The organism is Cohnella mopanensis (assembly GCF_022352055.1).
Taxonomy (GTDB): domain Bacteria; phylum Bacillota; class Bacilli; order Paenibacillales; family Paenibacillaceae; genus Cohnella; species Cohnella mopanensis.
In genome coordinates this window covers 16,567-37,881 of sequence record NZ_JAKRWM010000032.1, presented here as the reverse complement: position 1 = coordinate 37,881, position 21,315 = coordinate 16,567, and the positions used below count along the sequence as shown (strand labels likewise).

At 46.5% G+C, this 21,315-nt stretch carries 23 protein-coding genes; 12 read left to right on the top strand and 11 right to left on the bottom strand.

Annotated elements, in window-relative coordinates; genetic code table 11:
- The first annotated feature begins 2 nt into the window (after window positions 1–2).
- Genes L3D05_RS25795 through L3D05_RS25780 form a run of 4 tightly spaced genes read left to right on the top strand, consistent with a single transcriptional unit; the run spans window position 3 to window position 2,741 of the window.
- Window positions 3–824, top strand: a complete 822-nt coding sequence (locus L3D05_RS25795; RefSeq protein WP_239619240.1) for an ABC transporter permease — start codon at window positions 3–5, stop codon at window positions 822–824.
- Window positions 817–1,530: an ABC transporter ATP-binding protein gene (locus tag L3D05_RS25790; protein WP_239619239.1), complete on the top strand. Its 714-nt coding sequence runs from the start codon at window positions 817–819 to the stop codon at window positions 1,528–1,530. The genes L3D05_RS25795 and L3D05_RS25790 overlap by 8 nt, the downstream gene beginning before the upstream one ends.
- Window positions 1,527–2,069 (top strand): TlpA family protein disulfide reductase, encoded by a 543-nt coding sequence (locus L3D05_RS25785; protein WP_239619238.1) that lies wholly within the window; start codon window positions 1,527–1,529, stop codon window positions 2,067–2,069. Before L3D05_RS25790 ends, L3D05_RS25785 begins: the two co-directional genes overlap by 4 nt.
- A 24-nt stretch (window positions 2,070–2,093) precedes the next feature.
- On the top strand, window positions 2,094–2,741 hold the full coding sequence (locus L3D05_RS25780; protein ID WP_239619237.1) for a response regulator: 648 nt from the start codon (window positions 2,094–2,096) through the stop codon (window positions 2,739–2,741).
- 73 nt (window positions 2,742–2,814) lie between these two features.
- Here L3D05_RS25780 and L3D05_RS25775 read toward each other — a convergent pair whose 3' ends face one another.
- Window positions 2,815–3,177, bottom strand: a complete 363-nt coding sequence (locus L3D05_RS25775) for a c-type cytochrome (RefSeq protein ID WP_239619236.1) — start codon at window positions 3,175–3,177, stop codon at window positions 2,815–2,817.
- A gap of 11 nt (window positions 3,178–3,188) precedes the next feature.
- The gene (locus L3D05_RS25770; protein ID WP_239619235.1) at window positions 3,189–3,824 is read right to left on the bottom strand and encodes an SCO family protein; all 636 of its coding nucleotides are present in this window, start codon (window positions 3,822–3,824) and stop codon (window positions 3,189–3,191) included.
- 290 nt (window positions 3,825–4,114) lie between these two features.
- Here L3D05_RS25770 and L3D05_RS25765 point away from each other — a divergent pair, with 290 nt between their 5' ends.
- Entirely contained in the window at window positions 4,115–5,623 is a 1,509-nt protein-coding gene (locus tag L3D05_RS25765; RefSeq protein ID WP_255807886.1) for an oligosaccharide flippase family protein, read from the top strand.
- A gap of 14 nt (window positions 5,624–5,637) precedes the next feature.
- On the opposite strand, the gene L3D05_RS25760 is transcribed toward L3D05_RS25765, so the two are convergent.
- Window positions 5,638–6,780: an amidase domain-containing protein gene (locus L3D05_RS25760; RefSeq protein ID WP_239619233.1), complete on the bottom strand. Its 1,143-nt coding sequence runs from the start codon at window positions 6,778–6,780 to the stop codon at window positions 5,638–5,640.
- Between the two features lie 127 nt (window positions 6,781–6,907).
- Here L3D05_RS25760 and pdaA point away from each other — a divergent pair, with 127 nt between their 5' ends.
- Complete coding sequence (pdaA, locus tag L3D05_RS25755; RefSeq protein ID WP_239619261.1) at window positions 6,908–7,666, top strand: delta-lactam-biosynthetic de-N-acetylase; 759 nt, start codon at window positions 6,908–6,910, stop codon at window positions 7,664–7,666.
- Between the two features lie 92 nt (window positions 7,667–7,758).
- Entirely contained in the window at window positions 7,759–8,946 is a 1,188-nt protein-coding gene (locus L3D05_RS25750) for a VTT domain-containing protein (protein WP_255807883.1), read from the top strand.
- A 93-nt stretch (window positions 8,947–9,039) separates the two neighbouring features.
- Here the strand turns inward: L3D05_RS25750 and bioC are convergent, their stop codons facing one another.
- The 7 genes from bioC to L3D05_RS25715 form a co-directional block, all read right to left on the bottom strand.
- Window positions 9,040–9,879 carry a malonyl-ACP O-methyltransferase BioC gene (gene bioC, locus L3D05_RS25745; RefSeq protein ID WP_239619231.1) on the bottom strand — a complete coding sequence of 280 codons (840 nt, stop codon included), beginning with the start codon at window positions 9,877–9,879 and terminating at the stop codon, window positions 9,040–9,042.
- Entirely contained in the window at window positions 9,860–10,585 is a 726-nt protein-coding gene (locus L3D05_RS25740; RefSeq protein WP_239619230.1) for an alpha/beta fold hydrolase, read from the bottom strand. Before L3D05_RS25740 ends, bioC begins: the two co-directional genes overlap by 20 nt.
- Entirely contained in the window at window positions 10,582–11,760 is a 1,179-nt protein-coding gene (bioF, locus tag L3D05_RS25735; protein ID WP_239619229.1) for an 8-amino-7-oxononanoate synthase, read from the bottom strand. Before bioF ends, L3D05_RS25740 begins: the two co-directional genes overlap by 4 nt.
- 13 nt (window positions 11,761–11,773) lie before the next feature.
- Window positions 11,774–12,772 carry a biotin synthase BioB gene (gene bioB / locus L3D05_RS25730; protein ID WP_239619228.1) on the bottom strand — a complete coding sequence of 333 codons (999 nt, stop codon included), beginning with the start codon at window positions 12,770–12,772 and terminating at the stop codon, window positions 11,774–11,776.
- Window positions 12,773–12,777: 5 nt separating this feature from the next.
- A complete protein-coding gene (gene bioD, locus L3D05_RS25725) occupies window positions 12,778–13,524 on the bottom strand; it encodes a dethiobiotin synthase (RefSeq protein WP_239619227.1) in 747 nt (248 codons plus the stop codon).
- The gene (bioA, locus tag L3D05_RS25720) at window positions 13,521–14,894 is read right to left on the bottom strand and encodes an adenosylmethionine--8-amino-7-oxononanoate transaminase (protein WP_239619260.1); all 1,374 of its coding nucleotides are present in this window, start codon (window positions 14,892–14,894) and stop codon (window positions 13,521–13,523) included. Before bioA ends, bioD begins: the two co-directional genes overlap by 4 nt.
- 148 nt (window positions 14,895–15,042) lie before the next feature.
- A complete protein-coding gene (locus L3D05_RS25715) occupies window positions 15,043–15,918 on the bottom strand; it encodes a deoxyribonuclease IV (protein ID WP_239619226.1) in 876 nt (291 codons plus the stop codon).
- Between the two features lie 252 nt (window positions 15,919–16,170).
- Between L3D05_RS25715 and L3D05_RS25710 the strand changes: the two genes are divergently transcribed.
- Window positions 16,171–16,554, top strand: a complete 384-nt coding sequence (locus L3D05_RS25710; protein ID WP_239619225.1) for a VOC family protein — start codon at window positions 16,171–16,173, stop codon at window positions 16,552–16,554.
- Window positions 16,555–16,615: 61 nt separating this feature from the next.
- Here the strand turns inward: L3D05_RS25710 and L3D05_RS25705 are convergent, their stop codons facing one another.
- On the bottom strand, window positions 16,616–17,305 hold the full coding sequence (locus L3D05_RS25705) for a Crp/Fnr family transcriptional regulator (protein WP_239619224.1): 690 nt from the start codon (window positions 17,303–17,305) through the stop codon (window positions 16,616–16,618).
- Between the two features lie 82 nt (window positions 17,306–17,387).
- Here L3D05_RS25705 and L3D05_RS25700 point away from each other — a divergent pair, with 82 nt between their 5' ends.
- From L3D05_RS25700 to L3D05_RS25685, 4 genes are all read left to right on the top strand, one after another.
- Window positions 17,388–18,152 (top strand): HAD-IIB family hydrolase, encoded by a 765-nt coding sequence (locus tag L3D05_RS25700; RefSeq protein ID WP_239619223.1) that lies wholly within the window; start codon window positions 17,388–17,390, stop codon window positions 18,150–18,152.
- Window positions 18,153–18,338: 186 nt separating this feature from the next.
- Window positions 18,339–19,436 (top strand): type III polyketide synthase, encoded by a 1,098-nt coding sequence (locus tag L3D05_RS25695; RefSeq protein ID WP_239619222.1) that lies wholly within the window; start codon window positions 18,339–18,341, stop codon window positions 19,434–19,436.
- Between the two features lie 44 nt (window positions 19,437–19,480).
- Window positions 19,481–20,146, top strand: coding sequence for a methyltransferase domain-containing protein (locus tag L3D05_RS25690; RefSeq protein WP_239619221.1), 666 nt, complete (start codon window positions 19,481–19,483; stop codon window positions 20,144–20,146).
- 13 nt (window positions 20,147–20,159) lie between these two features.
- Window positions 20,160–21,305, top strand: a complete 1,146-nt coding sequence (locus L3D05_RS25685) for an NAD(P)/FAD-dependent oxidoreductase (RefSeq protein WP_239619220.1) — start codon at window positions 20,160–20,162, stop codon at window positions 21,303–21,305.
- Window positions 21,306–21,315: the final 10 nt, after the last annotated feature.

The following is a 21,315-nucleotide window of genomic DNA, read 5'->3' as shown; positions in this document are numbered from 1 at the left end:
TGATGGCCGATATGCTGCAGGTCGCTAAGCGCGAATTAAAAATCGGTTTTCGGAATCCATGGGCCTATTCCTTCTTGGCCCTGTTTTCCATATTCAGTCTTTGTTTGATATTCATTAACTCCCAGAACATTGTGCAAGGATACTCGGGAACAACGGGTTCTATGCTTAGCCTCATTCTTTACTTGCTGCCCTTAATGACTTTGTTTCTTGGTTCCTTCTCCTTAACCGCGGAGAAGGAGGAAGGGAGTTGGCAATTATTATCCACTTATCCTCTCGGCACGTTGTCGTTCATTGCGGGTAAATATATCGGCTTATCCGTTGTTCTGATTACGATCGTCGCCTTTGGATATGGAGTTCTGGGGATCGTTGGTCAAATTGCGGGGACCGGCTTTGACTTCGAAACCTACTTCTTATTTTTGGCATTCTCGGTTGGATTGGTATTATTATTCCTGGCTATTGCCATGATCGTAGGCTCTCTATCGAGAAACCGATGGCAGGCGATGACAAACAGCGTTGCCATTTGGTTTTTCCTCGTTGTAGGTTGGTCTACGATACTGATTGCGATATTAGGAAGCTTGCCTTACTTGTGGATCAAACCGATCTTGGTCGCTTTGACATTCGTTAATCCAGCGGAGTTAGTCCGGTTATTCGTCGTAATTAAGCTCGGAGGAGGTTCCGTCCTCGGGCCGGAATATTATGAATGGGTAAATTGGGTACGCCAATCTTCCGGTACTTTTCTATTCTTGGGCGTCTGTATCGCATGGATTGTTATATCTATGGGTTTAGTCTATTGGATATGGGAAAGGGGGCGTTCGCGTGGATGAACCGCTCGTTAAAGTATCCGGCATCAGCAAGACGATCAAGAAGCAAACGCTCGTGGAGCCTATCGATCTGAAGATCCATCGAGGAGAAGTCCTTGCCTTATGCGGAGGCAATGGCGCAGGGAAGAGTACGATACTCCGAATGGTTGCGGGAATCCTTCAACCTAGCACTGGCGAGATTAGCGTAAATGGACTGGCGTGGAAAAAAGACAGGGCAGCATTCGCTAAGCAAATTGGTTACATGCCCGACGATTACCAATTCAGCGCGGGTTTATCTGCCTTCGAAGCTTTGTCCTTCTGGGCGGCCTTGCGTTCCGTACCTAAGCAACGTGTTCTGGATACAATGGCGATGGTAGGACTCGAGGACAAAAAAAATAATAAAGTGCTTACGTTCTCTAAGGGCATGCGGCAGCGTCTGTTGTTCGCCCAATCCCTATTAGCCAACCCTCCGCTTTTGATTATGGACGAACCTACCAATGGACTCGATCCATACTGGATGAGTGAGTTCGTTCAATTGATTAAGGACATCAAACAGGCAGGTCACGCGATCGTTTTTTCCACTCATCAGCTTCCGGTAGCGGAAGACGTCGCGGATCATGTCGTATTTCTCAATCAAGGAAGAAACTGCGGTGAAGGTAGCGTAGAGCACTATCGCGCTCGCTTCGGTAATCATCCTCTACATGCGGCTTTCCAAGAGGCGCTCAGATGAGACAACGAACAGGAAATCTTAATATCGTAAGTGTAACAACTGTTGTCATTGCTCTAATTGCCCTTATTTTCGTTGTCAGGCTGCTCATATCGGAACACCGATCCGAGGATTTGCAAGTCAAGGGGAGCATCTCCATCGGACGGGAAGCGCCTGACTTCGAAAGGATAAATACAGCCGGAGAGCAGGTGAGCCTTGGTTCCTATCGGGGTCAAACCGTTCTGTTAAACTTCTGGGCGTCCTGGTGCAAGCCTTGCGTCAAGGAGATGCCTCTTATAGATGAGCTTTTCCGCAGTAAGGAAGTAGATTTTCAATTAGTATCGGTTAATGTAGGCGAAACTAGAGGAACGGTTAACGAATTTCTGAAGCTACAGGGTATCGCTTTTCCCGTCGTCATCGATGCTACCGGTAAAGTCTCGACGCTGTATCGAATAGTTGGTCTGCCTGCAACGTTCGTGATCGCTGCCGATGGGAAGCTTCGACAAGTCGGGATTGGGGAAATCACGAATCGAGACCAATTGCTGTCGATGCTGCAAACTTGATAATCGACCAAGGAGGAAAAGTTTATGAATCCATCCATCCGAGTTCTTATCGTAGATGACCATGCTCATGCTAGAGAAGGAATCCGAACCATTCTCCGTTCCGATCCGAATTTTGAGATTGTCGCGGAAGGGAATAGCGGGCTTGATGCCATTCGATTAACGGAGGAATGGATGCCGGACCTCATCCTTATGGATATCAATATGAGGGAGATGGACGGGCTCGAGGCAACCAAAGAGATCAAGTCAAGATTCCCTTACGTGAAGATCGTCATGGTTACCGTTTCCGATGACATCGCGCACTTATTCGAAGCGCTAAAGAAAGGAGCGCAAGGTTATTTGTTGAAAAATCTAAATCCGTCCGCCTGGCATGAATATTTACGAGCTGTGGTCTATGATCAGGCGCCTCTATCCAGAGAATTGGCTCAACGGATCCTGTTGGAATTCTCACAGAAGGAAACGTTAAAGGCGATAGATAGTCCATTAACGACCAGGGAACAAGAAATATTGAGATGGGTTGCCAAAGGCATGTCCAATAAAGAGATCTCCTCCACATTGGATATTTCCGAGCATACGGTCAAAAACCATCTCAAAAATATCCTTCACAAGCTTCATTTGGACAATCGCGTCCAGTTAACCCGTTATGCGTACGAGAAGGGCTATTTTCAAAATTGATTACAGAAATAACCGTGTATCACACTAAAAGCCCGACTCGTTAAGCTGAGTCGGGCTTTTTTCCTTCCATGCCTTACTTATGGGATGCGAGCCAGGTGGTGATCGTTATTAGTTGATCTTCAGTCAAGCGATTCTCGAAGGCCGGCATTCCACCGCCGCCTCCCGATATCTTCTTGTAGAGTTGTTCTTTGGTCATCGATGCGCCAATATGCGCGAGCTCTGGACCAACTGCTCCTTGCATCCGATCCCCATGACAAGCAATGCACATGTTTTTGTATAATTGCTCTGATGCAGGAGCATCCACGGCTCTTTCAGGTACCATAAATTTTGTGCCTCCAGTAGCGGATTCTTCTTTGTCAGGGAGCCCCGTGCTTATTAAATAAACTCCGAAGACGCAAGCTAAGCCTACCAGCACAGCCAATAACCGCGTATACATTTTATCCCTCCTTACCGGTACGAATCGGATTTTGTTTGTTCGGAGAGAAGCGAAGCGATATCCTTCATGATTTCTTCGCTTTTCATTCCTTCTCCCATTTCATAGACCTTGCGAATACGTTGTTCGGAATCGATTAATTGGAGGGAAGTTACCGTATGTACGAATTGCCCTTCGCCTAAATTTTGCACCATAATGCCATAATCAGCCGCGATTTTCTTAGTTTGCTCTTCATCGCCCCGAAGGATGCGCCATCCTGAACCATCCATATTTAATCTCTGCGCATATTTACGCAATACTTCCGGGGTGTCGTTCTCTGGATCGAATGTCACCGCGACAAATTGGACTTGATTCCCGAATAAACCTTTCTGCTTCAGTTGTTCTTGAAGTTGAACCATCTTGTAGGTCGTCAGCGGACAAATATCAGGACAGCTCGTGAACATGAATTCCATCAGGACGACTTTACCTTTGTTGGAGCTTGCGTTCACGGATTGGCCATCCCAGTCCTGCAAGACGAAATCAGGCGCGGATTTCACGACAGGCAAAGCGGATTTTGAGCCTTCTGCTTGATAAATAAAGTAAACGGCTAGACAGATAACAATAACGAGCAGGGCTAACGGAAATAAATAGTTGCTCATTTTATTACTCAATAATGAAATCCTCCTTTGGTTAAAATAAGTTATATCGGACGAGACCGAACAATCGGAATCAATTAAAGTATAAGCGGAAAGGAGGATCGTCTAAATAACTCGAAATAGCTAGTCGGCTTACGGTTTATGACAGAATCTTGACAGTTATAATAAATAAACGGAATTGCTAGACGGATTTGCAAGAGAACGGAGGGAGCGATAATCCATCCTTTTTCTCTCATAACTTCATACCCGATACCTTCTTGTCATAAGAATCGTTAAGGACAAGTTTGACTACCGGGGTGAAGGCATTGAAATTGCCGCTTCTTTTCAAGCAAACCGCAATACGTAGCAGCGCCATATTTCTTGTAAAAATTTTCGGTTTGATCGGAAGGATTTTCCTGACGCGGTTGGTTGGGGCCGAAGGAGTGGGGCTTTATCAAATCGCTTATTCTTACTATGGATTGATTCTGATGATAATCACGGGAGGACTACCGACAACTCTTGCTTTATTTACCGCGAAAAATAGAGATCAGGGATGGTTGTTGTTCAAAGCGTTCTCATTAACAATCATAGTTGCAGGTGGAATAAGCAGTCTGCTTACCTTTTGGTTTTCTTCTGATATCGCACGTTTACTAGGTAACTCCGAGCTTGGATTTGCAATTCGGTGTATAGCTCCGGCACTTTTCGCCGTTCCGTTACTCAATATGCTGCGAGGCTACCTGCAAGGGTTAGAACGCTTCGGGATGATTGCATTATCGGAATTAACGGAACAAGCTGTACGTATTGCAGCCATGCTCGTTTTTGTTTTGTTGTATCTCCCTAACGGATTTTCAGCCGCGGTGGGAGGGGGAATCCTCGGAACATTCATGGGTGCTTTGTGCGCCTTCATTTTATTGATATTCGCTTGCGCGTTTTCTCGAAAACCTATTCAAGCCATCGCTAATCCGATCGAAACCACTCGCGTAAATTCCGCGTTCGCTGTAGTCTTTCAAACTTCTTTACTCATTGCACTAACGAGACTTCTTATTCCCGCATCCGATCTAATCGATGCCGTATTGATCCAAAAAAGGTTACAAACAGCAGGCCATTCCGCTTCTGAAGCCATGGCTATGTACGGCGTGCTCTCAGGAATGGCCGTCATTATCGTCTACATGCCGACCCTGCTTACGTCGGCATTGTCTCATACAATCACTATGAAAATCGTGGCCGATTGGCAGGACGGCCGAATGAACCAGTTTTACAGACGAGTATATGCGGCTATGGAATTGAGTTGGATATGGGGGTGGGCATCGGGCTTGTTTCTCTATCAATACTCAGAGGATATCTCTTCGTTATTTTTCGGCACCGCCGAAGCAGCTAAACCGATTCAATATTTATCGTTCATTCCCTTAATCGTTGGATTCCGCGAATTAACGACAAGCATATTGTGGGCTCAAGATCGTAAAAAGGTACCTTTAGCGGGACTTATTGCCGGGATATGCGCGACGATTATTTTGCTATATTTTCTTATCCCAATCCCGGGATTCGGTTACGCGGGGGCCGCAATCGCTTTAACGTCCATGGAACTCGTTGCGGCGGTATGGAATTTACAAGCGCTAAAGCTGGTTCGATCGGTCTTTTTTCGTCCTTCTCTGCTTATTGCGGATTTTTTGTTTCTAGCTGGAATCATGATTTTCGCATCGTTATTATCCCTATCTTTTCTAGGCCTTACTTCATCGAAGCCAATGGCACTGGCTCTAGAGATCGTCATTTACCTCGGAGGAGCTGGCATTTACATGGGCATACGTTTCCTCTACAAAATAAGGCAACAGCTCTGACATGCAAATAGATGCTAATCCAAAATATGGATAAGCTGATATCGGGTGTTTTGGTCCCAACCCAAATCGAACGGCACCCTATGTCGATCTGCGGTATGGGAATTCACTAATGGATAGCCATAGTCATCATATCCGACTAATATGCCAAAATGGTCCACGTCATTGCCATGAAGAATATAGGCAATTAAATCGCCGGGCTTTAATTCCCCAATGTCGCCGTACGGATGGTTTGCGCTCGGTTTCGTTATCTCTTCGAAAGTTCCTTTGGCGATTATGCGCACATATCCTGAGTTTTGAAGAAACTTGCTAAAACGATCCGTCTGAATCCAAGTATGGCTCCCCCCGGATCGAAACCAATACCTCCAGTTGGCGGTCATCCGTAACCCGCCGCCTTCAATGGGATCGCCAATAACCTGCGATGCAAAATTAGTGCAGTCTCCTCCGTCCGAGGTATAATCCCGATACTTCTTATTGTAGCGATAGTTGTTTCCGGCCCCCCAAGCGGCACCTGCGTATTTATTCGCATAAGCTACTGCGCGGTCGCGATGGTAACCGGATTTAGCTTTGTTTAGATGCATTGGCCTCGAATGTTCATGGATTAAAGGATTAGGAAAACGATCGTCTGTGTCGGATATTAGCTTCGGATTCTCGTTAAGCGGATCGGAATACCACTCTCGGAGGACGTGCCATTTTCCGTCTTTTTGGATCAATGTCAAGGCATGACGGGTTCCGATACCAAACGATTGGTAAACAGAGAAGGGCTCTGGATACGTATACTCTAGTTGTTGAGATTGGACGACGGATACTTTGGCGAGTTTTCCATCCATGCGAATGCGGGGAACACGAACATGGCTTTGGGCACGCACGAATTGAACTTTTCTGCGAGCCGCCCAAGCGTTAACGTATTCCTTTCGAATCTTCTCCTGATTTAAGGCGTGCCGGCTTGCTTTTTCCGTAGAGAGATAGAAATTGTTTAGCATCGTATCATCTTTACTCAGCAAAAATCGGGAACGAGCATCGAATAAATCCTGGACATATTGAACGATCTCAAGCTCCGTTTTCGATTGGGATACAGCAGCGTCTACAGGGCTATAAGGATTCAATGTAAAAAGGATTACGGTGATTAGGACCATAATTCGCTGCATTGTAAAGAACATTGTGAAGAACATTCCTCCCCCTGACGGAAATGATGATGAGTATGTTAACCGCTAATGTGGAATGATATTCGCGAATACAACCAAGGAGTGATCGATGATGAAGCGAATGATCAAATCGGTTATAATAATGGCTACTTTCATTTATTTCTTATATCCCTCTATACCGGCATCCGCTGAAGGAAACCAACCTTATCATTTTGGTTTTAAGAAAAGCAGCGGGGGGAATCTCCCGTCGATTGCCGAAGAAGGCTTTATGGACAAGCTGCAAAAGCATGAAGCGATCTTTTTGGGAAATACGGAGAAGAAGGAACTGTATCTGACATTCGATAATGGGTATGAGAATGGTTACACTGCCCAAATACTCGATGTGTTGAAGGAAAAGAAAGTTCCCGCGGCTTTTTTCGTAACGGGCCATTTTGTTAAAGATCAGAACGAATTGGTGAGAAGAATGGTTAATGAAAACCATTTAATCGGCAATCATTCATGGAGCCATCCGAATATGACCCAAGTGTCCGCCTCACAAATAAAGGACGAGCTAGAAAAAGTAAGACAGGAAGTCGCTAATTTAACCGGCCAACAAGAAATGCGTTTCGTAAGACCGCCTAGGGGGATCTTCAACGACCGCATGCTAGGTATTTGCCGGGAGCTTGGATACACTAACGTATTTTGGTCGATTGCTTATAAAGATTGGGACGTGAAGCAACAGAAAGGATGGATGAATGCTTACGAGAATGTGATGAAACAGCTGCATCCCGGCGCAGTAATCTTGCTGCATTCCGTTTCCAGCGATAACGCTAAAGCTTTAGGGAAAATCATCGATGATGCCAGACAAAAAGGTTATGAATTCAAAAGCCTTGATCAATTGGACGTGAGAAAGTATCGTTAGTGGCCTCTAGGGTCGGGGAAGGAGCGAGGGGTCTGGAATTCTTTAGTCGTCTATTGGAACACTATGGTTACTGGGTTTTATTTTTCGCTCTTATGCTTGAATTAATTGCTCTGCCTCTTCCAGGGGAATTCATAATGACTTACGCGGGGCTTATCGTCTACGAAGGCCAACTGAATTGGTTCATCTGTATTTTGGTTGGCGGAATTGGAACCTGTATCGGCGTTACTATCTCCTATTGGATCGGATACCGGCTGGGAACCCCGTTTTTCGAAAAATACGGAACGCGATTTCACTTTGGTCCCGATAAGTTGAGAAGCGTGTCTGGCTGGTATCAAAGATATGGCAACAGATTATTGTTGATCTCATACTTTATCCCCGGCGTGCGTCATATCACCGGCTTATTTTCCGGTACTACCCGAATGTCATTTCGACAATATGCCATTTACGCGTATTCAGGGGCTTTTATTTGGGTAAGCACGTTCATTTCTCTTGGAAAGTTGCTTGGACCTAAATGGGAAATCTATCACCACGCGATCAATAGATATTTGATTCTTATAGGTATCATTTTAATAGCCATTTATCTTTGCATTCAGGTATACCGCAAAAAGAAAAAACAAATCCGAGATCAAATGATCGGCATCCTGAATCAAAGCTTCGAGCATTACAGGTCCATGGGTAAAGTGAAGTTTATTATCATTGCCGCTTTAGCCGTTTTTGTTCTATTCCTCTCGTTGCTAATCGGTTTGATTGAGGATTTACTCGCGCATGAATTTGCTGTGTTCGATGAAGTGACACAATTCCTTATCCATAGAATCTTCGATCAGAGCTGGATAGGGACCATGAACGAAATCTCGTTATTAGGATCTTACATATATTTAGTGCCAGTGTTCATCCTGACCAGTGTGTGGATTAGTTTCAAAGGGAAAGACCGGTTTCTTGAACTGAAAATATTAGTATTCGTGATTCTCGGAGGATTGGGGTTAAACGAAGGTTTACGGCTATGGTTTCCAAGCCAACAAACGATGCTTTCGTTTTCGGTTTATGGATTTGCGGCTTATTTGCTTTTTCGTCATTACGGGGGAATATTCGTGCGGATAGCGGCCGTATTAGGGGTTATCGTTATTTGTCTTGCGGTAGGAATCAGCCTTATCTTCTTAAACGTTCAATATCCGAGCGATGTAACTTCGGGTTATATTATTGGTGGAGTCTGGCTTAGCATGAATGTCATTTTGTTGGAGATTTATCGTATGTTGCTTAATTTTAATAAGGATTCCGCTTAGCGGTGGATGCCTTGCCCTTTTACTTATTCCGGTTGTCATAGGGTCTCGCAAACGAAACAAGGCATCCGCCGTATCTGATAAAATCTCGTTGAACTAGAGATCAGCGGAGGCTTGGATCAATAGGAGATCGTAACTGGCAGCAACGCCTCCCGGTATGCTGAACTTCTCCTCGTATACCTTATACATGTTAGCGAACAAGCGTCGCGTGCTGAGACCACGCATTGAAACGGCTTCCGAAGCGCTGGCTCCCATCGCTTTAACCGAATGAAGAAAATCACTTGCCGAATCATACTTTTCCGTATGAATCGTACGTTCATATTGAATGTTTGAAAATCCAGATTCCTTAAGCATGTTAAACCACTGGACTGTCGTGTGGAAAGACAGCCCATGCCGTTGCGGTTTAATACCGCTGGCTCGATAAACTTCATTAAAGGCTTCATGCATCTCGCCGAAAGTATCCGGTCCGAATGTCGTGAAGAGTAGCAATCCTCCTGGACGAAGCATGCGTCGAAGTTGGCCTAACGTCTGCAAGGGATCGGCCAGCCATTGGAAACAAGCATTAGATACGATGAGATCAACCGTGGCCGTCGGAACATCAGGTGCCCATATCTCCACATCAGTTTGAAGAAAGCGTAAACGATCCGATGCCGCAGCTGATCGAATACGTTGTTCAGCCAATTGGATCATCACAGGGGCGATATCGATTGCCGTAATACTCGCAGTAGGCCATCCATTGACAACCATCTCGGTCAGATTCCCCGTGCCGCACCCGATCTCAACAATGTCGAGTCCGTCTAAGTCCTCGTTCTTCTTCCAATCTACTAACGATTTTGAAAGAGCGTCCGACATCATACGCTGTACATGTGCATGAGCGTCATACGAATTGGCATTACGGTTAAAATGACGCCGAATATTATTTATGTTGCTGCTCAATCCACCAGCTCCTTATTTCGCAAGTGATATGATCTTCTCTTCCCAGGAACGGGACATGTCCGCACTCGGGGATGGTGAGTAACTTTGCTTTAGGTAAATGCGCTTTAAGCTCCAATGCAGCGCCATAGGGACAAATCTTGTCTTCAGTTCCGTGAACTAGAAGAACCGGACAATGGATGGACTGAAGTTGAGATAGGTATTCCTCGCTTCGCAAAATCTGAAGGCCTGCGATTAGAGCGGGGGTCGTCCAGCTAGCGATGGGAGGGAGGCTTTCAACAATACCGGCTTTGGATTCTCTCTCCGTACCCAGGAGATGACGAAAGTTTAGTTCAACGGCTTGTCGATCTTGTACGAGCCCTGTCATCATCTTCCTAACGTATGCATCTGCCCAGCCGAGATCCGAATTTTCTTTGGAGCGAGTAAAACAGGCTGTTGCCGCCATTAACACAAGTCCGTCAGCGAACCCTTTTGCCGCTAGTCTTAGCGCAAGTAAAGCCCCGAGAGACCACCCTCCAATCAATAGCTGATCTTGCAAAGCCCTTGTCCTGCAAGTTGTTTCAGTTCGGATCAGCATTTGCTCAGGAGTATCGACATCGCTGTAATCAACGGAAAGATGATGATAATCCGGCAGTCGTTCGCGAATCCGATCGAAAACCGTACTCGGCATGCTCCAACCGCTCAACCATAAGATCGTGCCGTTCTTCATGGATTCAACACTCCTAATCGAAATCCGATCGTGCGGATGAGTTCGGCGGCATCATTGAGTTCCTTATCGGTATGAGCAGCAGATAAGGAGAAGCGGATTCGGGCAGTGCGATCTGGCACAGTAGGGGGCCGGATGGCCACCGCGTCGATACCTGCCGCTTCGAGTTCTTCGCTGAACCGAAGAGCCTTATCGTTATCTCCAACGATCAGCGGAACAATAGGAGAATCTCCGCAACCGATGTTAAAACCGGCGTCGCTAAGCGTGGAACGGAATAATCGGCTTGCCGCAGAGAGTCTTTCTCGGCGCCATTGTTCGATTTGTACCAAATCTAAAGCTTTTGAAATACCGGCTACGATGGATGGAGGCAGCCCGGTGGAATAGATGAGCGGTCTTGCCTTGTTCACTAACCATCGAATTAAGGTGTGGCTGCCGCAAATATATGCACCGTAGACGCCGAATGATTTACTGAATGTGCCCATATGAATATCCACATCATTTTGCAGCCCGAGTTCATGGCATAATCCCTCTCCGCGGTTCCCGTAGATTCCTCCGCTATGCGCCTCATCGACCATCAGCATCGCTCCGTATTCGCGCTTAAGCGCAGCAAGTTCACGTAAGGGGGCATGGTCGCCATCCATCGAGAAGACAGCATCGGTAACGATCAACTTTCGTCGTTTATCACGGTACTTATGCAATAGCATTCGCAAATGTTCTATATCGTTATGGCGGTACCTGGCATGCTCCGCGCGGCTTAATACGATTCCGTCCACAATGCTCGCATGGTTGAATTGATCGCTGAACACAACATCTCCACGGCTTACAAGCGCGCTTATCACACCTGAATTAGCCATATAGCCATTGGCGAAAACAAGAGCTGCTTCGCAGTTTTGCCAATCGGCCAGCGCTGTTTCAAGATGACTATAGGGCAGACGGTTACCCGTCACAAGGCGCGAAGCCCCTGAACCTGCTCCTTCCGTGAACAACGCTTCGCGCATCGCTTCGAGTATGGCAGGATGTTGAGCGAGTCCAAGGTAGTCATTAGAGGATAGGTTGAGCAGCATCCGTTCTCCACGCACCATATAGCCGGTAGATTCGAAGACGGGTTTACTAATACGCAATGTACGCTCCAACGAAGCTCCGGCTAATAATTCAAGTTCCTGATCCATCCAATTCATAGTCGACACCGCCTTAAAGGGCGTTTAATTCAATCTCAAAGCCCAAATCTTCAATGATTTGATGATCAGCCGACACGTCTTGGCCTTCCGTCGTTAAATAATCGCCTACAAACAGCGAATTCGCGGCGAACAGCGACAACGGCTGTAACGTACGAAGGTTAACCTCGCGCCCGCCCGCTACGCGGATTTCTTTAGACGGACAAATGAAACGAAATAGGGCTAGAACCTTAAGCGCCTTCATCGAAGGCGTTCGGCCTGCATGCTCCAGAGGAGTTCCCGGAATCGCGTTCAGAAAATTGATCGGAATCGAATCGGCATCAAGTCCGCGTAGCGCGAAAGCCATTTCCACAATTTCTTGATTCGTCTCGCCCATGCCTATAATGACGCCGGAGCAGGGGGACATGCCATATGATTTTACCTTCTCCACGGTTTCAATCCGTTGATCGTAGGTATGGGTCGTTGTAATGGACGGGTAGTTGGCTTTGCTCGTGTTTAAGTTGTGGTTGTATCGATGTACGCCGGCTTCGGCAAGTCGTTCGGCTTGACCATCCTTCAGAATACCCAGGCATGCGCATATTTTCAGCGGCATAGTCGAACGGATTTCTCTGACCGCATCCACCACTTGATCAAGTTCCTTGTCTGTCGGGCCTTTCCCGGCCGCTACGATGCAATAGGTTCCGGCTTTCCTTGCCAACGCTTCGCGTGCTCCTGAAAGCAACGTATCTTTGTCGAGCAGGGTGTATTTCTGGACAGGTGCCGTCGACACGATCGATTGCGAACAGTATCCGCAGTCCTCGGGGCACAGACCGCTTTTAGCATTGATGATCATGTTAAGTTTTACTTTTTTGCCGTAATAATGTTTTCTCACCGTAAAGGCAGCTTGCATGAGCGGCAATATTTCATCATTGTCGGCTTCGAGCACAGAGAGGCCTTCCTCAAGCGTTAACAATTGCCCGTTCAAAGCTTTGTTGGCAAGCGATTGCCATGCCATCTCGACTTCAGTTGTTTTCATTTTAATCATCCTCCCATGAGTTGAACTGCTATTGCCTCTCGAATAGGCGCGAAATCTATTGTATTTCGTCCGGTATGTATCAACGTCTCTGAAGTCGCTTCCGCGTGTAATCGGGGAAGCCGACCGAGAACCTTAAGTCCGCTGAACTGTTCGATTAATTGTGCATTCGTAGCGATGCTCGGATCGTCATTCGGCTCCGGTAATTCGCCATCGTTCAATAGGACGCCAACAATCGGAATTCCGCGATGCCGAAGGAAGGAAGCGGTCATAACCGTATGATTAATCGTCCCTAGACCGGAACGGGCCACGATTAAGGCAGGAATGCGAAGCTCCGAGATTAAGTCCACAACCATAGCCTCATTGGTCAGCGGCACGGCGACGCCGCCCGCGCCTTCGATAATTAGCGCGTCGTATCGTTTAGCGAGCGATCGGCCGGCGTCGATGATGATCTTCAGCGTTAATGTCACGCCAGCTTGTTTTGCGGCGAGCAGAGGAGTAAGCGGAGCTTCGAATGTAAATGGCGCGACTGACTCTGGCCGTTCGTTAATTCCCGTGCTATGCAGCAACCGTTCAGCGTCGGTAAGTCCGCTGCCAAGCGGTGCTCCGGATTGGATCGGCTTCCAGACGCCGGCATTCAGCCCCTCGGCGCGGAGCATAGCGGTAAGGGCTGCCGTCACAACCGTTTTCCCAACGCCGGTGTCAGTACCTGTCACGAATAATCCCCGTATCGCTTGATCATTCATTTTGTTCATTTCGCTCCGCCGCCTTCAGTGACGTGACGGATAGATTCCACCAAAATATCCGTCATGGCATCCAGTTCAGCTATATTGCTGGCAAGAGGAGGGATGAAGACGATCACATTGCCGAGCGGCCTCGTCAGCATTCCGAGTTCTCTGGCCCGCAAGCTCGCGAGTACGCCTATTCGATCTTCCCAATCGTACGGCTCTCTGGATTCCTTATCGCGTACTAGCTCTATTCCAACCATGAGTCCCTTTTGACGGATTTCACCGACGTGCGGGCGATCTTTAAGTTGTGCGAGCTTATGCTCGACCAATGCAGCTTTTGCACTTACTCCTTCCACTAATTTGCGCTCTTCAAATAGCTTTAAGCTGGCCAAAGCAACGGCACAGCCAAGCGGATTGCCTGTGTAGGAATGACCGTGGAAAAATGTTTTCTGTTGTTCATAATCGGCATAGAACGCATCATACACCTCGTCGGTCGCAAGCGTCGCAGCTACAGGCAAATAACCGCCGGTCAGCCCTTTGCCGATCACCATCAAATCAGGCGAAACATCTTCATGATCACATGCGAACATAGCGCCGGTCCGGCCAAAACCAGTTGCCACCTCGTCGGCGATGAGCAGTACGCCATATTGGCGACATAGGGCAGCCATCTGGCGTAAGCAACCCGGGGGCATGACAATGATGCCGCTGGCTCCTTGCACGATGGGCTCCACAATTAGAGCCGCAATCTCATCCGCTTGCGTCTCTAGTAAATTACGCAATGCGGATAGGGTCGATTTCAATGCCTCCGCCTCGCCGCCCTCATGGCGATAAGCGTAGGGATAGGGAATAACGTAAGAAGGAAATAGCATGGGGCGGTACACGTCATGATACAGAGGAATCGCACCGACGCTTACCGCGCCGATCGTATCTCCGTGATACGCTTGATTCATCGTAATAAACTTCGTTTTACCCCGTATCCCCTTGTTATGCCAGTATTGAAACGCCATTTTGATTGCGATCTCGACACCGGTCGCTCCTGAATCCGAGTAAAAAACTTTGTTTAATCCTTCCGGAGTGATCTTAGCCAATTTCTCTGCAAGCTCGATTGCCGGTATATTGGCCATTCCAAGCAGGGTGGAATGGGCAACGCGGCCTAACTGTTCCGTAATCGCCTGATTCAGCTCCGGCACGTTGTGGCCGTGCACGTTGAGCCATACGGATGAGAAACCGTCATAATAAGCGCGCCCTTGGACGTCATACAGCATGATGCCTTCACCGCGTTCGATAATGAGCGGATCAGAGTTGTTGTAGTCTTTCATTTGAGTAAAAGGATGCCATAAATACTGCTTATTCATAGCCGTTAACCGTTCGTAATCCGTAAGCACAATGATCACCATCCATTCGTTATTCAATTGTTAACCACAATACAGTTGTTTGGTTAACAATTGAATGTCGCAATATTAGCAAACAAAAACGCCCTTGTAAAGAAAAAAAAGAACCAATGCGATGAGGATCGCCTTGATTCCATATGTTTCAGTTATTTTGCTATCTAGTAATAGGTTCGGATAGTTCTCTTCTTAACAGGGAGATTTCGTGTTTATAGGGTGCATCTTTGTACTTTATTTCACCAATGGATGGCGTCTCCAATAGTTTAGGAATAGGTGCGAGTTGAGGGTGATGCACGATATAATCAAGAGCCTTTAGACCGATGTGTCCATGCCCGATATTTTCATGGCGATCTTTTCTTGAGCCTCGTTCATTTTTAGAGTCATTAATGTGAAGGACTTTCAATTTGTCTATCCCTAACACACGATCAAACTGCTCAAGCACGCCGTCAAAATCATTGACGATATCATATCCGGCATCGTGAATATGACACGTATCCATACAGACGGATAAGCGTTCGTTATGGTAAACTCCATCAAAGATTTTTTCGAGCTCTTCGAAACTTCGACCGCATTCCGTGCCTTTACCAGCCATCGTTTCCAGAGATACCTGCACGTGGCTATCCTCGGTAAAAACTTCATTTAATCCGTTAACAATTTGCTTGATTCCTTTATCGCTTCCGGCACCCACATGTGACCCTGGATGCAAGACCAATTGTTCGGATCGCAAGCTTTCGGTCCGTTTAATTTCGTCTTGAAGAAAGGTCACGCCGAATTCGAAAACCTCTTTGTTTATCGTATTTGCCAGGTTAATGAGAAAGGGTGCATGAACGACAATGTTAGATAGGCCATGTTGTTTCATGTGGGCGTGACCGCGTTCTATATTATATTGATCAATCGGTTTACGTTTCGAATTTTGCGGGGCACCTGTATAGATTAAGAAGGTTGAGGCACCATAGGAAGCAGCTTCTTTACTAGCTTGCAATAACATCTCTTTGCCACCCATGGATACATGGGATCCTATTAATAGGGTCATTACATCCACTCCACTTAGATTTAGGACTTTAGTATTAACATATCAGCAGCAGCACGAAAATGAAAATGGGGATGGATGGGAGTAGAGGGGAGAGTAATCGAGAGGACGACTTATTCTATATGCTATAATATTAGCCAGCAGGATTGTACTGTAAAGAAACGTGCACCTACTGTAAGTATTAGAAGCAACGAGTTTGGCAATAATTTATGTGCATCGAATGGGGTTATTACTTAAATTAGGGAGTGGATATCTTTGATTAGTAAACTCGGTCAAATTATGTTGTATGTCAATAATCAAGATAAAGCACGAGAATTTTGGACAGAAGTAGTAGGCTTTAATGTTATTTCCGAAGAAGATAACGGTCAAGGATTGAGATGGATTGAAGTCGCTCCTGCAAAGGGTTCGGAAACTAGCATCATTCTTCATAATAAGGATTTCGTTGCCAAAATGTCACCCGGAGTAAATCTCGGTACGCCTTCTTTAATGTTTTTTACGGAAAATCTCGATCAATTACATACCGACTTATCCAATAAAAAGATCAAAGTCGGTGAAATCGTAACTATGCCTTCCGGAAGAGTATTTAACTTTGCGGATTATGAAGATAATTACTTTGCCGTACTGGAGAAAAACAACTAAATATATTGTTTTTGCGGGCGGCTGACAATTTTGTCAGCCGCTTTTTTTTGCATGAAGCCGCTTACTCGTACCGCAAACCATTCGATAATTCATCCAAACGTTCCCAATCTATTACGAATATGTTTTTCTTCTCTTTCCTAATTATTTTCACATTCGAAAGCTTCTTGATCACTCGATTAAGATGACGAGGCGTAGTGCCAATCAAGGATGCAATCTCAGGAATATGCGGTGTCTGAATTTCTTTACCGAAACCATTCTGCAGTCGAATCGTTAACAAATAGCTCGCAAACCGTTCCTCTACAGAAGCTAACAGATTAATTCTTGAAGCCGTTGTACAGGTTTGGAGCTTATAAGAAAGATGCTTTAGAAGCTCATTCAAAAAATGGGGATCGCGCATTAATTCGATTTCAACAGTACGTTTGTCGATAAACAGAAAACTCGTCGGTTGAACAGCTTCAACTTGTGACTGTATCTCTACTTTTTGTATCAGTTCGATATCTCCAAAGACCGATAAAGGATGGCAAAAGCGTAAAAGTAATGATTTACCTGTCCCTACACTGGACGATACCTTTGTTTGGCCTTCCACTTGGAAATATAGTCCCGCCAGTTCATCTCCTTCCTTAAGTACTAACTCGTTCCGTTCATATACGCGTAGTTGAATGGGGAGGGTGTCAGGTTCAGGAAATATTCGATCGAGGTTATGCTTTGAGATATAACGCTTTATATTATCTTGTTCTATGATGGATTTCATTACGTGCTCCTTTTTTGGGACATCGGTCCTTTTTATTATACAATAAGCTGATATGATTGGAGAAAACGAGAGAGGTCATACAATGAAATTTGTTTTTGATTTGGACGGTACGATTTGTTTTAAAGGTAAACCAATCACCGAGAAAATATTGGGAGTTTTGGATTTGCTAGAACGTAACGGTCACTCTGTTATTTTTGCCTCAGCAAGGCCGATACGAGACATATTCCCCATATTGGACAATCGGTTTCATGCACATACAATGATCGGGGGGAACGGATCACTGATTTCTCAGAAGGGTCAGCTGATATTATCCACGCCATTTTCCGATCATCAAATCAATGCAATCAAACAACTTATGCTCGAATATGAGACCACCTACCTCATCGATGGAGAATGGGATTATTCCTATACCGGAGCGCCGGACCATCCCATCTTAAACAATGTGGATCGTGCTAAATTAGCGAAAATAATCCCTGTGGAGGCACACTCATCTATTGTGAAGGTACTTATACTTTCAGCAAGTAACATGAGTCAATTTGCCGAAAAGGTGTCTGCGCTCAACGTAGTTGTACATAACCACAAAAACGAAGACATACTCGATATAAGTCCCGCCGACGTTCATAAATGGGGCGGTCTGATGAAACTAAACGTAGAGAAGGGGAGTTACATCGCATTCGGCAATGATGCCAATGATCTTTCGATGTTCATGAATGCGAAGCACTCCGTCATGATTGGACATCATGAGGAGCTAGCGAAGTATGCAACAGAAGCCATTCCTTTGGACGACAACGTAGAAGATCGAATCGTCGATAAACTACATCAACTTGTATCACAATACAAGGGATGAGTACTTGAAACCTCTCTATTCCCGAAAGGGAATGGATGAGGTTTTTTTTGGTAAGTGCACAAGCAAATCGTACTTATTGAACATCGAGGAATGTCAATCATGAGCTGTTCATATATTGGAATTATTACTTCTTGTCCTCATTGCTCACCTGCCCCTATTCTAAATCCTGTTAGGAGGCTTCTGTCCTTGGAATGCTTATCCATATTGGGCATAGGTACAGCCGTTCCAGCTTATTGCCTAGATCAAGATGATGTAGCGCGCCGATTGAAGGAAGCAATGAAAGAACGTCCAGAAGACGCAAGGTGGGTAGATCGCGTTTTTGCCCACGGCGGAGTGGATACACGATACACATGCGAACCTAACCTATTGGAACCCGCGAATCGATGCCGGTATATTCCATCGGTTTCCGAATTAAATATACCTTCGACCGATGAACGTATGTCCCTGTATCACAAGGAATCCATTTTAATAGCGATGAAAGCAGCCCGAACGGCGCTTACTGACAGCCAAATTAAACCTAGCGATATTACCCATCTCATTACGGTGAGTTGCACGGGATTATATCTTCCGGGATTGGATACGGAGCTTATTTGGCGCCTCGATCTAAGTGGCGACGTACATCGAGTTCCGTTAACTTTCTTGGGGTGCGCCGCCGGTCTTACTGCGCTTCGGGTATCTGAAGAGATCGTTCGCATGGATCCCAACGCAAAAGTTCTAGTTGTAACCGTGGAATTGTGTAGCCTTCATATTCAGCCCTCATTTGATAAAGAACATCTCTTTACCGCCGCTCTTTTCGGTGACGGCGCTTCGGCGTGCGTAGTTGGGATGTCCGATCCAGACTGCCAGGGCGGATTTGCCATACAGAAGTCCCATACGGTTCTGTTTCCGAATTCCTCTTCCAAAATGAAATGGACGGTAGGAAATTTCGGATTTCAATTGTATCTTTCTCCGGATATTCCAAGGTTAATTACAAAAGAAGTGCCCGAGGCTTTCAAATCGTTTTGGAACGACGAGGCTTTACCGGCATTATGGGCGATTCATCCGGGAGGCAGGGGGATTATCGACTCCCTGCAAGCAGCATTCCATCTCACGGATTCGCAAACGGCAGCCAGCAGGTCCATCTTACGCGAATACGGCAATATGTCGTCAGCAACGATATTGTTCGTATTGGCACGATTGAGAGAGGATCAACTTCGGACAAATGAAGGGGTTAAGGATGGAATCGCATTAGCATTCGGTCCCGGCATGACAGCCGAAATGATTCGCTTTACGTATCGTCCATGATAGGGGGAAGCGGACTGCAACATCGCTCGCCAAAGCCGGAATTGATGGATGACTTTACGAAAGGCGGAGACCAACTTCAAGAAGCATTACGGCATTTGCGAAGGCTGAACTGGATTTTCGGAGCAAAGGGTCCGGTACTTTATGGGGTTAAACGTTTATGGAATCGTTCGGGAAGACCGGATAGATTAACGATTCTTGATGTCGGTTCCGGTTCCGGAGACATTAATCGCCATCTATTGAAATGGGCTGACAAACAAGGCGTGAAGATCAGAATCATTCTAGCCGATGTAACCGAGGAAGCTCGAGCGGAGGCAGATCAACTGTTCCGCAATGATTCGCGGGTCATATTCATAAAACAAGATTTATTTAACCTTGAGGCCGGACAGGCGGATATCGTGACAGCCTCCCAATTCGTTCATCATTTTCCGTCAGAATTACTTCCGTCTATTGTGGAGAAGATGCTTTTGGTTTCACGATTCGGTGTCGTCTTGAACGACATTCACCGGCACTGTATTCCTTGGGTAGCCGTTTGGATTGCGACCCGCTTCCTCTCGCGGAATATCTATATCCGTCATGACGGACCACTATCAGTGGCCAAAGGATTTCGCAGCGCGGATTTTCGTCATCTCGCTAAGAGTGTAAATGGTTTAAGCTTGACATACAGTTGGAGGCCGCTATTTCGTTATTCCGTCATTGTTCCTAAGCAATAGGAGGCCGAGCCTAATGAAATCGGAATTTGATGCTATCGTCATCGGTGCTGGAATAGCCGGGAGCAGTATGGCTTATTCGTTGGCCAAGCAGGGTTGGCAGGTGGCACTTATTGATAAAGACACGTTCCCTCGCCATAAGGCGTGCGGAGAGTTTCTATCGCCAGAATCGTTAGGAACACTGAAAGCTCTTAATTTGGATGGAGTAGTCGCTTCCCTAGAACCCTCACCTATCACCAGGGTACGTCTGCATACGGATCGCGGCGTTTCCCTCGAAATTCCCCTATTCGCACCGGCGATGGGGTTAAGCCGTCAAGCGTTGGATGCCAGCATTCAGCTATCGGCGCAGCAGAGAGGGGTTAGCGTGTACACCGGAACCACTGTGACAGAAGTGACGAAATCTTGGACTGGGCATCATGTTGAGCTCTCCTCTAAGGACGGAAGAACACAGCTCTATTCCCATACCGTCATCGCAGCTTGGGGAAGGCGACCTTTGCATGGTTTTCAAGGCTCTGAGCAGAAGCCTTCCAAAAGGTCTTACGTGGGAATTAAATCGCATTACACAAGATTCGACTCTGACCCTGCAGTCGATCTTTATTTTTTTCAGGGTGGATATATCGGTATTGCTCCAATCGAGGGAGGACGTTTGAATGTTGCGGCACTCCTCGCTAATCCCGTTTTCCATAGGCTGGGCGGTACCGATGCTATCGCAAGCATTCTGAAGAACGCGGGTGAACGGATTCCAACTCTGCGCAGAAGATTGGAGCAAACCAGCGCGGTTCCCGGTTCGCATGCGGCTACTTTCCCTGTAATCATTCGTCCAGAGCCGAAAGGATGGAATGGAATTCCGTGTGTCGGCGATGCGGTTGCGGTTATTCCTCCGTTCTGCGGGGACGGAATGGCAATGGCCTTGCGTTCAGTAGAGCTTTGCGCACCGATAGCGAACTCCTATCTCCAGGGAGATTGTACCTATTCGGAATGGAGAAATACGTATAACGAGCGGATCAAACAGCAGTTTTCCGGCGCGCTTAGATGGGGGAGCCTGATGGAACGCTTGCTTACGAATTCCGCGCTTTCTTCTTGGTTACTTCGATTAGGCTCGATGATGCCGGGAACAGCGGAGAAACTAGTTCGGGCGACTAGGCTTCGGGGAGGATTGTGAAAGGGAGATG